The organism is Streptomyces sp. iso_384, from assembly GCF_056172905.1.
In genome coordinates, this window is record NZ_JBWBTT010000001.1 from 5539092 (window position 1) to 5555102 (window position 16011).

Sequence of the window (16011 nt, forward strand, 5' to 3'; positions counted from 1 at the left end):
GGCGTGCTTTATGCTCCTCGGCATGCGCGATGACGAGGAAATGGGCCGCATCACCCTGGCCCAGGTGGCCGAGCGGGCCGGCGTCTCCATTTCGACAGTTTCGAAGGTCCTCAACGGACGGCAGGACGTGGCGGCCCCCACGAGGGTCAAGGTGGAGCGCCTGCTGGAGGCCCACGCCTACCGTCGCACCACGCGGTCGGCCCGCGAGGCGCCGCTCATCGAGATCGTGTTCCACGAGCTGGAGAGCATCTGGGCGATGGAGCTGATCCGGGGGGTGGAAAACGTCGCCAAGGCCCACAACGCCGGGGTCGTCCTCACCGAAAGCGGAACCCGCCACGCGCCCGGCCCGGAGTGGATGGAGGCGATGCTCCAGCGCAGGCCGCTCGGCGTCGTCCTGGTCTTCTCCACGCTGCCCACCGAAGTGAAACAGCAGCTCAGGTCCCGCTCGATCCCCTTCGTCATCATCGACCCGGCGGGCGACCCCGACCCCGACGTCCCCTCGGTCGGCTCCGCCAACTGGAACGGCGGACTGGCCGCCACCCGCCATCTCATCGAACACGGACACCGGCGCATCGGCATCGTCACCGGCCCGAAGGACATGCTCTGCTCCCGCGCCCGGCTAGACGGCTACCGGTCGGCGATGACCATGGCAGGACTCGAAGTGGACCCCGACCTCATCCTGTTCGGCGACTTCCACGTGGAGGGCGGCTACGACCGCGCCACCGAGATGCTGTCCCGCCCCCACCCGCCCACCGCGATCTTCGCGGGCAGCGACCTCCAGGCCCTCGGCGTCCTGGAAGCCGCCCGGACCCACGGCCTGCGCGTCCCCGACGACCTCTCGGTGGTCGGCTACGACGACGTGTCGATCGCCCGCTGGGCAAGCCCGGCACTGACCACGGTCCACCAGCCACTGCGCCGGATGGCGGAGGAGGCCACCCAGATGCTGATGCGGCTACGGGCCGAGGAACCGGTGTCCACCCGGCTGGAGCTGGCGACGAGCCTGGTCGTACGCAAGAGCACGGCGGCGGCGCCGGAAGGGAGGTAGGGGGTGGGGGGGCACGGCCCGTGCCGGTGAAGGGCCGTGGTGCCACACCGTGCTGCCGGTGGCTTCCCGCCGACCGGAAGAACCGCGGATCAGGCAGCCTTCGTCGCGGGCTTCAGGATCGCCACGGACTCCGCGGCAGGAGGCGTCGTGCCGACGACGTCACGTTCGGCCACCCGTGACCCTCCAGAGACGTCGACTCACCGGGGACGGAGGGCCCGCCGCGGCGTCCAGGCTCACTGGGGGCGGCAGGTCCTGAGGTAGCTGAGGAACGATGCCTGCAGCCCGGTCACATGTGTCTCGTGCATGAGTGCGCTGGTGACGGATCCGCCGCGTGCGGTGAGGCGGTGGAGGAACGCGGCTGTGTTCTGTGTCAGGTTCTGGTAGACCGCCAGGTCTCCGAGCATCTCTTGCTCGTTGAGGGTCACGTGCAGCTTGGTGGCAGGCAGGGTGTCACCCATGGCGTCAAGGCGAGCGAAGACCTGACTGTCCGCATTGACGATGCCGGGGCTGCCCGCGCCGATGCTCTCGAAGAAGGTGCTGTTGGTGAGCCAGGCGTAGAGGCTGAAGAGTCCGCCGTAGGAGTAGCCGAAGAGGCCGTGACCGCTCGGGGCTGTGCCGTAGTCGCGTTCGATTCGCGGGTGCAGGTCGTCGGTGAGGAAGTTCAGGAACATGTCCGCGCGGCTGTCGCTCAGTTCAGCAACGTAGGCGTCGGCCTGCTCGCGCGTCATCGTGCCCGCCTCGACCCCCATGTCCACCGCATCGGTGAACTCCTTCGCGATGGGCTCACCGGGGGGCACGAGGTCGCGGTTGCGCAGCCGCTCCCAGTGCTCCGCTTCCTCGCCCGCGTAGCCCACGCTGACCTGGACGTAGGGCTGAATGGACTGCATGGGGTCCAGTTGCGTGACGATGAGCGGGGCGGTCATGCCCACGGCCCAGTTGCCGTCGAGCACGTACACGACGGGTGCTTGTGCCGCGGCGGGGTCGTAGTTCGGTGGCGTGGTGACCCAGACGCCGTAGTCGTGCCCGCCGCTGGAGCGCATCTCGAAGTAGTCGGTGTGGGGGAGACAGCCCTGCCACATGGTGCTCATCTGAGGTCCTTCACGATCTGGCCGGCCTGGATGACGAGGACGGCGTTGGTGGGGTCGGAGAACAGTTCCGGGTCTTCGAGCGGATTGCCGTTCCACAGCACGAGGTCTGCCTGCGCGCCGGGAGTGATGACACCGGCCTGGCCGGACAGGCCGAGGATCTCGGCGTTGGTCCGGGTCGCCGCCAGGAGCGCTTCCATCGGCGTCTCCAGGGCTGCGCGCAGGCTGAGCTCTTTTCCGCGACGACCCTGGGCCGGACCGATGAGATCGGAACCCAGCCCGATCCGTACTCCCACGTGCTTGGCGACATCGAGCGCCTGCGTCATCTGCTCGCGTGCGCCCCTGGCCCGGTCACGGGTCGACTCGGCGAGACCGGCTCCGGCGGTGTCGTTCAGCAGCTGCTCGACGACGGCGAACGTGGGCACGAGGGCAACCCCGCGAGCGGCCATCAGGGCCGCTGTGGATTCGTCGAGGCTGGTGCCGTGCTCGACACAGCGCACCCCGGCCTGGACCGCGTTGCGTATGCCCTCGTTGTTGTGGGCGTGAACGGTCACATAAGTGTTCCGCGCCTCAGCTTCCTGAACGGCGACAGCGATCTCTTCGACCGTGAACTGGGTGTCGGTCAGTCGATCATGTCCGCTCACCACTCCGCCGGTGACGCAGAGCTTCAGGAAGGAGGCTCCGCGGCGGAAGGCTTCGCGGACGTTGTGCCGCAGCTCGTCCGCGTTGCCCGCCATCATGGACAAGGCGCACAGGCCGGGGATGTGATGGCTACTCCACAGCTCGGTGGGTTCCCATGCGGCTCCGTAGTAGCCGTGCCCGCCGATCTGGCACTGAACAGGTCCGCACGACAGGACACGCGGCCCTCTGACCTTGCCCTTCGCGATCGCGGTGACGACACCGCCGTCGATCCCGCCGGTGTCGCGAACCGTGGTGAAACCGGCGTCGAGGGTCGCACCGGCGGTGGCGAAGATGTCCGCCGCGATCTCGGCGGCACTGATCTGAAACGAGAAGTGCGGCTGGATCGGGCTCGACAGACCCAGGTGGACGTGGGCGTCGATCAGGCCGGGCGTCATCGTCAATCCCTCGGCATCGATGCGCTCGCCGCGCACGTCGGAGGCGCTGAGTCGAGTGATGCGGCCGTTCTCGACCGTGACGCCGAGCTTGCTGGGATCACGCCCCGAACCGTCGATGACTGTCGCACCGACCACATGAGCAGACCCCATCGGCTGTCCTCCGCCGTTGCGAACTTTCTTTTCCAATGGATAAACTGTGGGAGTGATCCTGTCAACCTCGCAACGCCACGGCAGCGCGCGCGAACGACTTCTGGCACGGCTTCTCGACGCCTTCGGTGAAGCCCTTCCCTCGCCGGAGACGTCGCTCCGTGAGGTCGCCGCCCGAATCGAGACCAGCCACGCCCTGTTGCGCTACCACTTCGGGTCGCTCCCGGGCGTCCTGGCCGCCCTGCTCACGGCCCAGCGATCCCGTGACAACGAGGCACTTCTGGAGACCGCCAAGGAGGGCACCTTCGACGATTTCGTCGTGGCGATCTGGCGTACTTACACCCGGCCGGAACAGCTGTCGCGTACCCGCGGCTTCTTCTACGTCGTCGGACTGGCCGCGCACGCCCCCGAGGACTTCCGTGATTTCGTGGAGTCGATCGACGACCTGACCGGGATGCTGTCCTCACTCGCGGCACGCGAGGGGCACGAAGCAGTACAGGCGCGGGAGCTGGCCACCGCCACCATTGCCGCGATCCGCGGCCTCCTCCTGCAGGAACTCCTCACTCCCGGAACCCTCTCGCAGGACGCGATCACCTTGATCCTGCGCATGAGCGAGGACCGACCCGCTCCACGGTCTCGAACAACGGCGGCCCGGCGACGCGCCGAGCCACCCCAGGAACCGTCTGGTCCGTCGAGAAGAAAGTGAGTCGGGACATGGGTGAGAGCACAGATGCAGTCGTGGTCGGGGCCGGGGTCATCGGATCCTCCATCGCTCTCGAACTGGCGCGGAGCGGCCTGCGGGTGGTCGTGGTCGACAAGTTCGGTGGTGCAGGCAACGGCTCCACCAGCGCCTCGAGCGCCGTGGTCCGCTTCACCTATCCCACGATCGCGGGCGTCACTGCCGCGTGGGAGTCCCGTCACTGCTGGGAAGCGTGGCGCGACCATCTCCAAGCACCCGCCGGTGAACCGCTCGCAGCGTTCCACCGCTGCGGCGTCACCCTGCTGGACGTGGACTTCGCACCCTGCGGCATGTTCACGCGCCACTTCGACAAGATCGGTGTCCCGTACGAGAAATGGGATGCGCAAGAGCTGTCCGAGCGGCTGCCCGCCGTGGACGTGGGCCGGTACTTCCCGCCCCGCCCCGTGGACGACGACGAGTTCTTCGCCGACGCGTCCGCCCGGCTCGGTGCTCTCCACACACCCGACGGGGGTTTCGTCGACGACCCGCAGCTCGCCGCCCGCAACCTTGCTGCGGCCGCCCAGCGGCACGGAGCCGCCTTCCGCTGGAGAACCGAGGTCACCGCCGTCATGCGGTACGGGGGCCGCGTGCGCGGGGTGCGCCTCGATGAGGGAACCGAACTGTCCGCCGGGGTGGTCGTCAACGCGGCCGGCCCATGGTCCAGGCAGCTGAACCGGCTCGCCGAGGTGGGCAGCGACTTCAGCGTCGGTCTGCGGCCGCTCCGCCAGGAGGTGCACCACGTAGCGGCCCCCGCCGGCTACCACGATGTCGGCCGTCAGGCACCGGTGCTGGCCGATATGGACCTCGGCACGTATATACGGCCCGAGGGCGGGGAGTTCCTGCTCGTCGGCGGCACGGAACCCGAGTGCGACCCGCTGGAATGGCTCGACGATCCGGACGACGGAAGCCCCTTCCCGACCGTCTCGCAGTTCAGGACGCAGGTGACGCGGGCGGCTCGCCGACTGCCTGGCCTGGGCGTTCCCAACCGACCCAGGGGTGTGGCGGGCGTATACGACGTGACCGACGACTGGACCCCGGTGTACGACCGAACCGAACTTGCCGGCTTCTACGTGGCCATCGGCACCAGCGGCAATCAGTTCAAGAACGCACCGCTGGTGGGCCGCCTCATGACCACCCTGATCCACGGTGTCGAAAGCGGGCACGACCACGACCGCAGTGCGCTCACGCACACCTGCGAACACACCGGCCGGACCATCGACCTCGGTGCGTTCTCACGCCGACGCCGGGGGACCGCAACCACGGGCACGGTCCTCGGCTGACGCCGGGCCGCCGGAGGCCGATCCGGTGAGCTCGCGGCCATCCACGGGGACCGGGCGCGCGCGTCTGCGCCCTCAGCACGAAGCGGCGGCGGCCGGCGGATGTCCGCCGGCCGCCGCCGTGTCTCACGCGAGCGCGAGGAAGAGCTTCTCCAGTTCCTGCTCGCTCATCGGGGGCGCGCCCTCCTCGCTCTCGGCGAGGCACTGGCGCATCCCGCTCGCGACGATCTTGAATCCGGCCCGGTCGAGGGCGCGGGAGACGGCGGCGAGCTGTGTGACGACGTCCTTGCAGTCGCGGCCGGCCTCAATCATGGCGATGACGCCCGCGAGCTGCCCTTGAGCGCGCCTCAGCCGGTTGAGGACCGCGGTCGCCGCCTCTTCTTCCACCTTCACCGAGTTCCTCCTTCTCACCGACCATCGACTCAACAATACCCCTGCGGGTATAACGCTAGGGGTGTGCGGCCGATTCCCGGGAGCCTACCTGGGGCGCGTCCATGGCGGGCCGTGGGCGGCGTACCCGCACTGCACCCCAGGCCACCGCTGTCGCTGCCGCGAGGCCGATGGCGGTCCAGGTGAGCGGGCCGGCCCAGATCGCGCGGGGCAGTTGCTGGCCGAGGACGAAGACACCCATGACGACGACGAACCAGCCGAACGCCTTGCGGAGGGTGTCCTGGGGGATGCGTCCCGCGAAGCGGCTGCCGATCAGGCTGCCGACGACGGCCGCGGCGGTCACCATCAGCGCCAGGCTCCAGTCGATCTGCACTCCGTTGAGATGGCCGGCGAGTCCGGAGAAGGACTTCATCGCGATGACCAGGAGCGAGGTGCCGACGGCGACGCTCATGGGCAGTCCGCCGAGCAGGGCGAGGGCGGGAACGACGAGGAATCCGCCGCCGGAGCCGACCAGGCCGGTGACCGCGCCGACGACGAGGCCCTCCACGATCACGTGCCTGACGGGCAGTTCCGCATGTGCGGGCTTGGCCTGCTTCGGCTTGCGGGACTTGCGGAGCATGGCGACGGCGGTGGCGAGCATCATCAGCGCGAACGCGACGAGCAGGACGGTTCCGGGGACGTACTCGGCGAGGCGTCCGCCGCCATAGGCGCCGGCCATGCCGACCGCGCCGAAGATCAGACCCGTGCGCCAGCGCACCCGACCCGCGCGAGCGTGCGGGACGACCCCGACCAGGCTGGTGGCGCCGACGACGAACAGCGAGGTGGCGATGGCCTCCTTGGTGTCCATCCCGGCCAGGTAGACCAGGATCGGCACGGTCAGGATGGAACCGCCGCCACCGAGGATGCCCAGGCTGACGCCGATCAGGACGGAGGCTACGAGGACGAGCGTGATCACGAGCGGTCCCGCAGCGAGGCGATGACGGTGCGGATGTCGGTGCGCGGGCCGCGGTTGTAGGGCAGCTTGGCCAGCATCATGCCCATCGCGCAGGTGTTGCTGAGCGCGGCGAACGTCAGCCCGGCGCCGATCGCGGTGCCGATCAGGTGCGCTCCGGGCACGAACACGCCCACGACGCCGGTGACGAGCACGATCGATCCGGCGATCAGGCGGACCTGGCGCTCCAGGTCCCAGCGCACCTCACCGCGGTTCACGGGAGCACCGGCGGCCTCCCAGGCCATCATGCCGCCGTCCAGCACCCGCAGGTTCGGCAGGCCGGCCTCGGCGAGGGCCTGCTCGGCCTGGGCGGCGCGGGCACCGGAACGGCAGACGAGGACGACGTCCTCGTCGAGGTGGGTCAGGAGTTCGGCGCGGTGCTCGCGCAGGGTGTCCAGCGGGACGTTGTAGGAGCCGGGGATGTGCGCGGTCCGGAACTCGCCCGGGGTCCGCACGTCGAGCAGACGCGGTCCACCAGGGTCCTTGATCAGCTGCCGGAGGGCGGCGGGGGTGAGTCCGGCGGTTCGGGAGGCGTCGGTCGTCATGAGAACTCCGTCGTGGTGAGATGAATCTGTACGCGAATACGGGGCGGGGTATATCTGAGGTCAGGGTCGGGGCCGGCGCCCGCGCGAGGAGGGCCCGCGCGAGGAGGGCCCGCGCGGGGCAGATGCTCTCCCCCGCGCGGGCGCCGGCGGTTCGTCGCGGCCGGGAAGGGCCGTTCTGCGGGCGTGCCGGCCGGTCAGACGGTCGCGGGGGTGTTCGGTGAGGCCCAGGCGGCGTAGCCGCCGAGGATGTCCGAGACGTCGGCGAAGCCGTGGTGGCGCAGCACGCTCGCGGCGATCGACGAGCGGTGGCCGCCCGCGCAGTGCAGGACCAGGGGCCGGTCGCGGGGAACCTCGTCCAGGCGGCGGGGCAGCTCGCCGAGCGCGATGTGCAGGGCGCCGTCGATGAATCCGTTGTCTCCGCGCTCGCCGCAGTTGCGGACGTCGATGACGACCGGCGGGTTGTCGCCCGCCAGGGCGGCACGAACCTGGGCGGCGGTGAGGCGGCTGGCCGGGGTGACCTCGTCGGCCAAGGCGGTCAGGGCGTCGTCCGGGGAGCGCAGGTAGCCGACCACGCGGTCGAAGCCGATCCGGGCGAGGCGCGTGACGATCTCCTCCTCGCGGTTCTGCGGGGCGAGCACCAGCAGGTCGACGTCGGCGGGCAGGACCGTGCCGGCCTGCTCGGCGAAGCGGCCGTCGGCCGGCACGTTCACCGAGCCGCGCAGGTGTCCGGCAGCGAACTCCTGCGGGTCACGGGCGTCAACGACCACGGCGCCGGAAGCGCGCAGGCCGGTGAAGTCCTCGACACCCAGCGGCCTCGGTGCGACGGCCGGATCGAACAGGTCGCGCTCCTTGCGGTTGAGCTCGGCGTCGAACGCGAAGTAGCCGGGAGCGGCGGACTGACCGGCGGTCACGATCGCCACGAAGTCCTCCTGCGACATGGGAGCGCAGGCGTAGTTGGTGGCCCGCTGCTCGCCGATGGTGGACTGCTTCTCGGTCGAAAGGTTCTTGCCGCAGGCGGATCCGGCACCGTGCGCGGGGAAGACCCGCACCTCGTCCGGCAGGCCCATCAGCTTGTTCTGGACGCTGTCGTAGAGCATGGCGCCGAGTTCGTCGGCGGTGACACCGATGGAGGCGAGCAGGTCGGGGCGGCCCACGTCGCCGATGAAGAGCGCGTCACCGGTGAGCACGCCGTACGGGACGGTGTCCTGGCCGTGCTCGTAGACCAGCACGCTGATCGATTCCGGGGTGTGCCCGGGGGTCTCCATGATCTCCAGGGTGACGTCGCCGAGGCTGATCGGCTCGCCGGCGGCGAGCTTGCGGATCGGGTACTCGGTCTCGGCCCGGCGTCCGTAGCCGATCCAAGCGCCGGTCTCGGCCGCCATCTCGAGGTGTCCGGCGACGAAGTCCGCGTGGAAGTGCGTGTTGATGACGCCGACCACGGTGAAGCCGCGAGCCTCGGCGTCCGCCAGGTACTCCGAGACGTCCCGGCGGGGGTCGACGACCACCGCCTTGCCGGTGGTCTCGTCGGCGATCATGTACGACGCCTGGGAGAGGCAGTCGAGGTAGTACTGGGCGAAGAACACGGAAACCTCCGTAGGCGATGACTCGGATACCCTGGGGGGTATCCGAGAGGTCAAAAGGCGGCCCGCTCCCGAAGGGGCGGGCCCGCGTGAACGGGGCAGGGTCAGGCGACCCCGGGGGCGGACCCCGTCACGACCGGGCGGCCCGTGCCGGCCCAGCCCCGGGTCCCGCCGGCGACGGAAACGGCATCCACCCCAACGGCGACAAGGCGGTCTGCGGCCCACCGACTGCGGTTACCGCTCGCACAGATCACATACACCGTTCGCTCCTTGGGCACACGGGGCAGCGCGGCGTCCGGCGTGGACAGCGGGGCGAGGTGCGCACCAGGCACGTGCGCCGCCCGGTACTCCTCCGGCTCCCGCACGTCGAGAACCACGGCGCCGGCAACCCAGGCCGCGGCGAAGGTCTCCAGGTCCACTTCACGAGCCATGAGCGAGATGCACCTCCAGATACCCCCCTGGGTATTACGCCTTCGACGGTAAACGCCTCCCGCCAGGGCTGTCAAATACCCCCCTAGGTATCTGACAGCCAATGGATCGCGGGAGCTCGGAACAATCCCGCCCTTACGCCCGCTGAATCTCCATATACCCCACCGGGTACAGGGGGAGAGCGGAGCCCATGCCGACCGTCGAGCTGACCAAGGAGAACTTCGAGGAGACCGTCACGGACTCCGGGACCGTGCTGATCGGCTTCCGGGCAGGACGGTGCGGCCCCTGCCGCATGTTCGGCCCCGTCCACGAGCGGGCGGCCGAGCGTCACCAGAACATCGTCTTCGGCAAGGTCGACACCGAGGCGCAGCCGGAACTCGTCGGCGCCTTCCGGATCGTCCATGCCCACCCGATGGCCGTCCGGGGTCGATTCCGTCAATCCGCTCATGAACGAAGCCCCGGGTCAGCGACCTGGGGCTTGTGCGCGCTCCCGCCCTCTCGGGACACGCCACGCCTGGTGCGTGCCTGAACTCGCCGGACACCCCGCCCTGGGACGGCAAGGCGGGCCGGGCTGCTACGGGCCGGCCGTTGAGGTGTTGCGGCCCCCTCCCGATCCTCGGATCACTCAGGCCACCTCGCCGGCATCCTGACGTGGTGCGGAACGTCGAACCAGTCTTTGGTGGCCGTCGCGACCGAGAGGACGAGCAAGAGAGCACCCGCCAGGGTGGCGGCACCCCACGCCGCGTGGCTCGCCAGTGCGGCGATCGCGCTGCCGACGAAGGTCACCCAGCCGACGACGACGGCGCCGAGACGGACCTTCCTGCCGCCGCCCGTGAACTTTGTCGCGAGAACGAACGAGGCCACGGCGAGCAGCGCGAACAGGGTCGCCGCGAGGAGGAGCATGCCCAAGATCAGCCCGCCCAGGGCGCCGGTCTCGAACATCGCGGCGACCACCCCCAGCCACACGACGGCGACGACGCTCAACGCGCCCACGGCGAAGAGCACGACACGAGCGGATCTGGCCGTGCCGGGCATCTGACTCATGCGCATTCCTTTGATCGGACGCTCGCCGACGGCACGCGCACAGCGCAGCCGGCCACCCACCGCAGTCGCCGGTCCTCCCCGTGCGGCGCCTCACCTCGACGGCCACGGCTCAGCAGGATACGAGCGGAGGGGCCGCCCGCAAAGGGGTCGGCTCCGGCTTTCCGTCGGCCAGACAGGACCCGCCGCCGGGCGCACCACGGGTGACCGGGTGGTCGGGGCGACTCGGACCGCTCACTCAGGTAGTTGCGGATAGGCCAGAGCTGTCGCGCCGGCGGCATGGAGTCCCGGCGTACCGGCGGAAGGGAGAATCGCGATTCTCCCGGCTCGCCCGGGCCAGGAACCAGTGTCGCGACACGTCCTCCACCGCCACCCTCGCCGTCTCGGCCCGGCACCTGCGGTGAGCGCGGCCAGACGTCACGCCCAGAGGGCCTCGGCGAGGGCCACTCCCAGGAAGACCGCGCCGAGGCCCGCGACCACGCCGGCGATCACGTTGACGCCTGCGTAGAACTTCGCGCCGTCCTCGGCCAGTCGCAGTGTCTCGTAGGAGAAGGTCGAGTACGTGGTCAGCGCCCCGCACAGCCCGGTGCCGACCAGCAGCTGCACCTGTGAGGACGCTGCCCCGGCGGTGACCGCCCCGGTGACCAGACCCAGCAGCAGACAGCCGACCACGTTCACGGTGAAGGTGCCCCAGGGGAAGACGGTGTCGTGCCGTTTCTGTACCGCCCGGTCGGTCAGGAACCGCAGCGGGGCGCCGACCGCGCCGCCGAGGACCACCAGCAGCCAGTTCACTTGTCCTTCTCCCGCCCCACGTACCGGATGATCTCGCAGTCGTCGAGGATCACCAGCCCCTCTTCCACCAGCTCATCGAGCTCCGGCAGGAACGTGCGGATCTTTTCCTCGGCATCCACGATGACCACCGCCACCGGCAAGTCCTCGCTCAGCGACAGGAGCCGCTGCGTGTGGATCAGGGACGATGCGCCGAACCCCTCGATCCCCCGGAACACGCTCGCGCCCGCCAGCCCGGCCTTGCGGGCCCTGTGCACGATCTCCGTGTAGACCGGTTTGTGGTGCCACAGATCGGTCTCCCCGATGAAGATCGTCACCCGCAGGGCTCTGCCCGTCAGCCTGGTCATCGCTGCCTCCTCTCCAGTACACGGCGGGTCACCCACACGGCGGTCCACACCGCCACCAGCGCCGCTACGACCGTCAGCGCCAGATACGCCAGCCCCGCACGGGGCTGGCCGCCGGCCACCAGCTTCTGGATGCCTACCGCGTACGTCGAGAACGTCGTGAACCCGCCCAGCACTCCGGTGCCGAAGAACGGCCGCACCAGCCGGTGCGGCGCCCACACATCCGAGATCACGACCATGAATACGCCGATCACCGCACATCCGACGGCATTCACGGCCAGAGTCGTCCACGGGATCGAACTCGCAGCAGTCGGCCATATCAGCGACGCCCCGTACCGGGCGGAGGCCCCGACCGCACCCCCGAGTGCCACCACCGCGATGACCGGCGACAGCTCCCGGGCGGCGTCACGTCGCCGCTCGCGGATGGAAGGATCGACATCAGGGTCGGCGGGCTCGCCGGCCGGCCGAGACGACGGGGTTCCCATGGACACACGTCTCCTACCTGCAGGGCACCCGTACTCGGGCGCGCGCCATCGCAAGTAGGGACCGTTGGCGGCGCGGATGCCGCGGTTCGGGTACGGCGGGCCCCACCACCGCGCGGCAACACCACGAGATCACCGCTCCCACCAGACTAGCGGCCGACCCTGCCCACTCGCCAAAGCCGGGCACCGTCGGCCCCTCCGGCCAGGTGGTGCAGGACGGCGCAGCCTCATCCGGCACCACTCCCCCGACCCCGCCCAGCGCTTGTGGACCGTGAGCCAGGGGGCCTGCCGACGCGCGGTGCGCACATGACGGGCGCCACCCTTCGAAATTACCCCCCGGGGTAAAAGTGTTAGGGTGAGCGGTATACCCCCGGGGGTAATTTAGCGTGAAGGGAGTGTCACCGTGTTCTTCGTCGACACCATCGAGCTCGAGGGTCTGGGCAACCGCAGCTACCTCGCCGGTGGCGAGCAGGCGGCGGTCGCGGTCGATCCGCCTCGCGACATCGACCAGGTACTCGCGGCCGCCGCACGACGAGGCGTGCGGATCACTCACGTCGCCGAGACGCACATCCACAACGACTACGTGACCGGCGGCCTGGAACTGGCCCGCATCACGGGCGCCGTCCATCTGGTGCCGGCCGCTGCGCGCGTCTCGTTCGCCCGGACCCCGGTCGCCGACGGCGACACCGTGGACGTCGACGCCGAGCTGACTCTGACCGCCGTGGCGACCCCCGGGCACACTCCGCACCACACCGCCTACGTCCTCGGCGAGGCGGCCCGGCCTGTGGCCGCGTTCACCGGTGGTTCCCTCCTCATCGGCACGGTGGGCCGGCCGGACCTGGTCGAGCCGCGGCTGACCGAGGAACTGGCCCGCGCGCAGCACGCCTCGGCCCACCGTCTGGCCGATGCCCTGCCCGACAGCACGGCGGTCCTGCCCACGCACGGGTTCGGCAGCTTCTGCTCCTCCGCGCAGGCCGACGGCGACGCGACGACGATCGGCAGGGAGAAGGCGGCCAACACAGCTCTGACCGTGGACGTGGACACCTTCGTCGCCGACCTGCTCACGGGTTTGGAGGACATACCCGCCTACTACGCGCACATGGGTCCGGCCAACGCGGCCGGCCCCGCGCCGGTGGACCTCACCGCGCCCGCCGTCGCCGATCCGGAGGAGATCTCCGCGCGGCTCGCGGCCGGTGAGTGGGTCGTGGACCTGCGCAACCGGATCGCGTTCGCCGACGGACATGTCGCGGGTTCGTTCAACTTCGAGGCGGACGGCAAGCTCGCGACCTACCTGGCCTGGATGATCCCGTGGGGCAAGCCCGTCACCCTGCTCGCCGAGTCGTCCGGGCAGTTGGCGGCGGCTCAGCGGGAGCTGGTCCGGGTCGGCATCGACCGACCGGCAGCCGCCGCGACCGGCGGTCCCGCGACCTGGCTCCGCGACGGCGAGAGCGCCGCTTCCTTCCCGCGCGCCACCTTCGCGGAACTGGCGGCCGAGGACACGGCCGGAGTCGTCGTTCTGGACGTGCGCCGCGATTCCGAGCGTGCCGAGGGCCGGATAGCGGGATCGCTCCACATCCCGATCCATGAGGTGCACCGCCGTCTCGGCGAAGTCCCGGACGCGACGGTGTGGGTGCACTGCGCGGGCGGCATGCGCGCGGGCATCGCGGCATCTCTGCTGGACGCCGCCGGACGACGGGTCGTCGCCGTGGACGACGGTTTCGACGCCGCCGCCGAGGCCGGACTGACCGTCATCACCGGCTGAGCCGGCAACGCCTGGCCGTCCAGGCAAGGTGACAGCTCCGAACGAGAGACGAGAGACGAGAAAGGTGACATCGACGATGTTCCTCTTCCGCAGAAGCCGACAGCGCCTGTCCGTGGACGAGGCACGCACACGCACCGGCGGGGAGCGGCCCGAAGCCGTGCTGCTGGATGTACGGGAAAAGCCCGAATGGAAGTCCGGGCACGCCCCGGACGCGGTCCACGCCCCACTGACCGGTCTGGCTGCGGGGGCTGCGCTGCCCGCATCCGCGCAGGGCCGTCCGCTCGTGGTGATCTGCCGCAGCGGTCGCCGCTCGCAGCAGGCCGCGAAGCTCCTGGCGGAACGGGGTGCGGACGCGGTGGACGTCAGGGGCGGCATGAACGCCTGGGCCGCTGCCGGGTACCCGATCGTGGACGAACGCGGCAACGGCGGCTCGATAACGTGAGTGTCCTGATCCTCGCCCTGGTCGCCGGGGCCGTCATCGGCCTGGCCCTCGGTGCTCTCGGTGGCGGTGGCAGCGTGCTCGCGGTCCCGGCGCTGATCTACCTGCTCGGGTTCTCCCCGGCGGCAGCGACCACCGCCAGCCTGATCATCGTCACCGCCACCTCGGCCACCGCCCTCTACGCCCACGCCCGGGACGGCAACGTCGCCTGGAAGACCGGTGCGCTGTTCGCGCTCGCGGGCGTCGTACCGGCGTTCCTCGTCGGATCAGTTGCAGAGCGCGTCCCGGCGGCGCTGCTCACCGGGGCTTTCGCGGTCGTCGCCGCGCTGGCCGCGGTGCGGATGCTCCGGCCGACCGGGTCCGAGCCGCCGGAGCGGATACGGCCCGCGAAGGCGGCCGGCGCCGGGGCCGGACTCGGAGCCGTGACGGGACTTCTCGGCGTCGGCGGAGGGTTCCTCGCGGTTCCCGCCCTGGTGGGCGTTCTGGGCCTGCGGATGAAGCAGGCGGTGGGCACCAGCCTGCTGGTCATCACCGTGAACTCGCTGGCCGCGCTCACCGCACGGACGGGGACGGGCGGAGACCTGCGCTGGGAGGTGATCGCCCCCTTCACGGGTGCGGCGATCCTCGGCGCCTGGGACGGCAAACGCCTCGCGGCCAAGATCACCGGCGAGACGCTGCAACGGATCTTCGCCTACGTCCTGCTGGCGGTGGCGGTCTTCATGCTCGCCGACGTGATCGTCTGAGCGGTGCGGATGACCGGCGGGCCGTCCGGCGCCAGGCCGTGTATCGAAAGCGGATCTTGAGCGAGCATGATCTCGGTTCATGGGGCGGGGAGATCGCACGGACGAGCAGTGCGCGATGCTGGAGCCGTTGTTGCCGAAGGGCACCAGGACGGGGCGGCCGCCCGTCTGGCCTCGGCGGCAGTTGATCGACGGCATCGGATTCCGGGTCCGTACCGGTGTGCCGTGGCGAGATGTGCCCGTGGAGTACGGGCCGCGGGGCCGGATCTACGACCTTTTCCGCCCATGGCAGCGGAACGGCACCTGCAACAGGGTCCTCGCCCAGCTCCAGTCCCTGGCCGATGCAAAGGGTGCGATCACGTAGGACCTCAGCTACGTTGCGGTCCGATACGAGGCGACCGTCCTTCTCGCGGCCATCAACGAGTGGCTGTGACCACTCATGCAGCGCGCTGCATGCAGACCAGTTGATCCCGCTCGTCCCATGACTCGGCCACGGTGAAGCCGAGTCGTTCGTACAGCGCGATGGCCCCGGCCCGCCATTCCCACACCGAGAGCCGGACGGTGTCCACGCCGTTCTCCTTGGCGTGGACGAGCGCAGTTCCGAGCAATGCGGACGCAATGCCCCGGCCACGGAATTCAGGGTTGGTCCAGAGCCTCTTGATCTCCGACGGCTCGTTGGCCGGGGAGGTCAGCACCAGACAACCTGCGGCGGCGTCCCCCAGGAGAGCCACCAGCACCACATCACCAGCGAACGCGGTCCGAGGGTCTGTGATCTCTGCCCGGTAGCGATCCGGCAACCCGTCCACCGAGGCAACCGATTTCCCCTTCTCGGCCTCAGTCCGCAGATGGTAGGCCGCCAGCAAGCCGGCCAGGCCGTCCTCGATCGGAGGGGTCCGGCCTGGCCAGCGGACGATGGCAACCTCGCGGTGATCAGTCATGGCACCAGGATCACATGGCCAGGACCACGTTCCGCGCGAGCCCAGGAACCCCGGAACAGCACTTCCACGCACGCCCTGATCCGGGGGGACCCTCGGCGCACTCGGCGACAACGCGCCATCCGTCTCCACGCCATCCGGCTGACGGAGTCGTGAGCCCCTTACGCATCCGGGG

At 70.0% G+C, this 16011-nt stretch carries 20 protein-coding genes; 8 read left to right on the forward strand and 12 right to left on the reverse strand.

What is annotated here, in order from left to right; genetic code table 11:
• The first annotated feature begins 10 nt into the window (after window positions 1–10).
• Window positions 11–1045, forward strand: a complete 1035-nt coding sequence (locus AC0VY3_RS24845) for a LacI family DNA-binding transcriptional regulator (RefSeq protein WP_103512510.1) — start codon at window positions 11–13, stop codon at window positions 1043–1045.
• Between the two features lie 233 nt (window positions 1046–1278).
• On the opposite strand, the gene AC0VY3_RS24850 is transcribed toward AC0VY3_RS24845, so the two are convergent.
• Complete coding sequence (locus AC0VY3_RS24850; RefSeq protein ID WP_475550640.1) at window positions 1279–2133, reverse strand: alpha/beta hydrolase; 855 nt, start codon at window positions 2131–2133, stop codon at window positions 1279–1281.
• The gene (locus AC0VY3_RS24855; protein WP_475550641.1) at window positions 2130–3356 is read right to left on the reverse strand and encodes a metal-dependent hydrolase family protein; all 1227 of its coding nucleotides are present in this window, start codon (window positions 3354–3356) and stop codon (window positions 2130–2132) included. Before AC0VY3_RS24855 ends, AC0VY3_RS24850 begins: the two co-directional genes overlap by 4 nt.
• Before the next feature lie 52 nt (window positions 3357–3408).
• Here AC0VY3_RS24855 and AC0VY3_RS24860 point away from each other — a divergent pair, with 52 nt between their 5' ends.
• Window positions 3409–4059, forward strand: a complete 651-nt coding sequence (locus AC0VY3_RS24860) for a TetR/AcrR family transcriptional regulator (protein WP_258047413.1) — start codon at window positions 3409–3411, stop codon at window positions 4057–4059.
• Between the two features lie 8 nt (window positions 4060–4067).
• Complete coding sequence (locus AC0VY3_RS24865; RefSeq protein ID WP_103512507.1) at window positions 4068–5372, forward strand: NAD(P)/FAD-dependent oxidoreductase; 1305 nt, start codon at window positions 4068–4070, stop codon at window positions 5370–5372.
• 123 nt (window positions 5373–5495) lie between these two features.
• Here the strand turns inward: AC0VY3_RS24865 and AC0VY3_RS24870 are convergent, their stop codons facing one another.
• From AC0VY3_RS24870 to AC0VY3_RS24890, 5 genes are all read right to left on the reverse strand, one after another.
• Window positions 5496–5762: a metal-sensitive transcriptional regulator gene (locus AC0VY3_RS24870; RefSeq protein WP_103512506.1), complete on the reverse strand. Its 267-nt coding sequence runs from the start codon at window positions 5760–5762 to the stop codon at window positions 5496–5498.
• A 55-nt stretch (window positions 5763–5817) separates the two neighbouring features.
• Window positions 5818–6714, reverse strand: coding sequence for a sulfite exporter TauE/SafE family protein (locus tag AC0VY3_RS24875; protein WP_103512505.1), 897 nt, complete (start codon window positions 6712–6714; stop codon window positions 5818–5820).
• The gene (locus AC0VY3_RS24880) at window positions 6711–7295 is read right to left on the reverse strand and encodes a rhodanese-like domain-containing protein (protein WP_103512504.1); all 585 of its coding nucleotides are present in this window, start codon (window positions 7293–7295) and stop codon (window positions 6711–6713) included. The genes AC0VY3_RS24875 and AC0VY3_RS24880 overlap by 4 nt, the downstream gene beginning before the upstream one ends.
• A 194-nt stretch (window positions 7296–7489) precedes the next feature.
• A complete protein-coding gene (locus AC0VY3_RS24885) occupies window positions 7490–8878 on the reverse strand; it encodes an MBL fold metallo-hydrolase (protein WP_103512503.1) in 1389 nt (462 codons plus the stop codon).
• Window positions 8879–8979: 101 nt separating this feature from the next.
• A complete protein-coding gene (locus AC0VY3_RS24890; RefSeq protein WP_103512502.1) occupies window positions 8980–9306 on the reverse strand; it encodes a rhodanese-like domain-containing protein in 327 nt (108 codons plus the stop codon).
• 188 nt (window positions 9307–9494) lie between these two features.
• Between AC0VY3_RS24890 and AC0VY3_RS24895 the strand changes: the two genes are divergently transcribed.
• On the forward strand, window positions 9495–9833 hold the full coding sequence (locus AC0VY3_RS24895) for a thioredoxin family protein (protein ID WP_475550642.1): 339 nt from the start codon (window positions 9495–9497) through the stop codon (window positions 9831–9833).
• Between the two features lie 92 nt (window positions 9834–9925).
• Here the strand turns inward: AC0VY3_RS24895 and AC0VY3_RS24900 are convergent, their stop codons facing one another.
• The 4 genes from AC0VY3_RS24900 to crcB (AC0VY3_RS24915) form a co-directional block, all read right to left on the reverse strand.
• Complete coding sequence (locus AC0VY3_RS24900) at window positions 9926–10348, reverse strand: hypothetical protein (RefSeq protein ID WP_475550643.1); 423 nt, start codon at window positions 10346–10348, stop codon at window positions 9926–9928.
• A 414-nt stretch (window positions 10349–10762) separates the two neighbouring features.
• The gene (gene crcB, locus AC0VY3_RS24905) at window positions 10763–11137 is read right to left on the reverse strand and encodes a fluoride efflux transporter CrcB (protein WP_242742752.1); all 375 of its coding nucleotides are present in this window, start codon (window positions 11135–11137) and stop codon (window positions 10763–10765) included.
• A complete protein-coding gene (locus tag AC0VY3_RS24910; protein ID WP_103512497.1) occupies window positions 11134–11481 on the reverse strand; it encodes a DUF190 domain-containing protein in 348 nt (115 codons plus the stop codon). Before AC0VY3_RS24910 ends, crcB (AC0VY3_RS24905) begins: the two co-directional genes overlap by 4 nt.
• Complete coding sequence (gene crcB / locus AC0VY3_RS24915; RefSeq protein WP_475550644.1) at window positions 11478–11963, reverse strand: fluoride efflux transporter CrcB; 486 nt, start codon at window positions 11961–11963, stop codon at window positions 11478–11480. Before crcB (AC0VY3_RS24915) ends, AC0VY3_RS24910 begins: the two co-directional genes overlap by 4 nt.
• A 400-nt stretch (window positions 11964–12363) precedes the next feature.
• Here crcB (AC0VY3_RS24915) and AC0VY3_RS24920 point away from each other — a divergent pair, with 400 nt between their 5' ends.
• The 4 genes from AC0VY3_RS24920 to AC0VY3_RS24935 all read left to right on the forward strand — a co-directional run bounded on the left by AC0VY3_RS24920 (window position 12364) and on the right by AC0VY3_RS24935 (window position 15265).
• Window positions 12364–13722 carry an MBL fold metallo-hydrolase gene (locus AC0VY3_RS24920; protein WP_475550645.1) on the forward strand — a complete coding sequence of 453 codons (1359 nt, stop codon included), beginning with the start codon at window positions 12364–12366 and terminating at the stop codon, window positions 13720–13722.
• Between the two features lie 76 nt (window positions 13723–13798).
• A complete protein-coding gene (locus AC0VY3_RS24925) occupies window positions 13799–14164 on the forward strand; it encodes a rhodanese-like domain-containing protein (protein ID WP_475551732.1) in 366 nt (121 codons plus the stop codon).
• Window positions 14161–14904, forward strand: a complete 744-nt coding sequence (locus AC0VY3_RS24930) for a sulfite exporter TauE/SafE family protein (RefSeq protein WP_103512494.1) — start codon at window positions 14161–14163, stop codon at window positions 14902–14904. Before AC0VY3_RS24925 ends, AC0VY3_RS24930 begins: the two co-directional genes overlap by 4 nt.
• A gap of 79 nt (window positions 14905–14983) precedes the next feature.
• A complete protein-coding gene (locus AC0VY3_RS24935; RefSeq protein WP_475550646.1) occupies window positions 14984–15265 on the forward strand; it encodes a transposase in 282 nt (93 codons plus the stop codon).
• A gap of 73 nt (window positions 15266–15338) precedes the next feature.
• On the opposite strand, the gene AC0VY3_RS24940 is transcribed toward AC0VY3_RS24935, so the two are convergent.
• Complete coding sequence (locus tag AC0VY3_RS24940; RefSeq protein ID WP_103512493.1) at window positions 15339–15839, reverse strand: GNAT family N-acetyltransferase; 501 nt, start codon at window positions 15837–15839, stop codon at window positions 15339–15341.
• Window positions 15840–16011: the final 172 nt, after the last annotated feature.

Coding starts and splice junctions, on each gene's coding strand:
- AC0VY3_RS24865 (WP_103512507.1), top strand. CDS start 4,068: ATGGGTGAGAGCACAGATGCAGTCGTGGTCGGGGCCGGGGTCATCGGA.
- AC0VY3_RS24845 (WP_103512510.1), top strand. CDS start 11: ATGCTCCTCGGCATGCGCGATGACGAGGAAATGGGCCGCATCACCCTG.
- AC0VY3_RS24880 (WP_103512504.1), bottom strand. CDS start 7,295: ATGACGACCGACGCCTCCCGAACCGCCGGACTCACCCCCGCCGCCCTC.
- AC0VY3_RS24890 (WP_103512502.1), bottom strand. CDS start 9,306: ATGGCTCGTGAAGTGGACCTGGAGACCTTCGCCGCGGCCTGGGTTGCC.
- AC0VY3_RS24940 (WP_103512493.1), bottom strand. CDS start 15,839: ATGACTGATCACCGCGAGGTTGCCATCGTCCGCTGGCCAGGCCGGACC.
- AC0VY3_RS24925 (WP_475551732.1), top strand. CDS start 13,799: ATGTTCCTCTTCCGCAGAAGCCGACAGCGCCTGTCCGTGGACGAGGCA.
- AC0VY3_RS24910 (WP_103512497.1), bottom strand. CDS start 11,481: ATGACCAGGCTGACGGGCAGAGCCCTGCGGGTGACGATCTTCATCGGG.
- AC0VY3_RS24935 (WP_475550646.1), top strand. CDS start 14,984: ATGGGGCGGGGAGATCGCACGGACGAGCAGTGCGCGATGCTGGAGCCG.
- AC0VY3_RS24895 (WP_475550642.1), top strand. CDS start 9,495: ATGCCGACCGTCGAGCTGACCAAGGAGAACTTCGAGGAGACCGTCACG.
- crcB (WP_475550644.1), bottom strand. CDS start 11,963: ATGGGAACCCCGTCGTCTCGGCCGGCCGGCGAGCCCGCCGACCCTGAT.
- AC0VY3_RS24900 (WP_475550643.1), bottom strand. CDS start 10,348: ATGAGTCAGATGCCCGGCACGGCCAGATCCGCTCGTGTCGTGCTCTTC.
- AC0VY3_RS24855 (WP_475550641.1), bottom strand. CDS start 3,356: ATGGGGTCTGCTCATGTGGTCGGTGCGACAGTCATCGACGGTTCGGGG.
- AC0VY3_RS24850 (WP_475550640.1), bottom strand. CDS start 2,133: ATGAGCACCATGTGGCAGGGCTGTCTCCCCCACACCGACTACTTCGAG.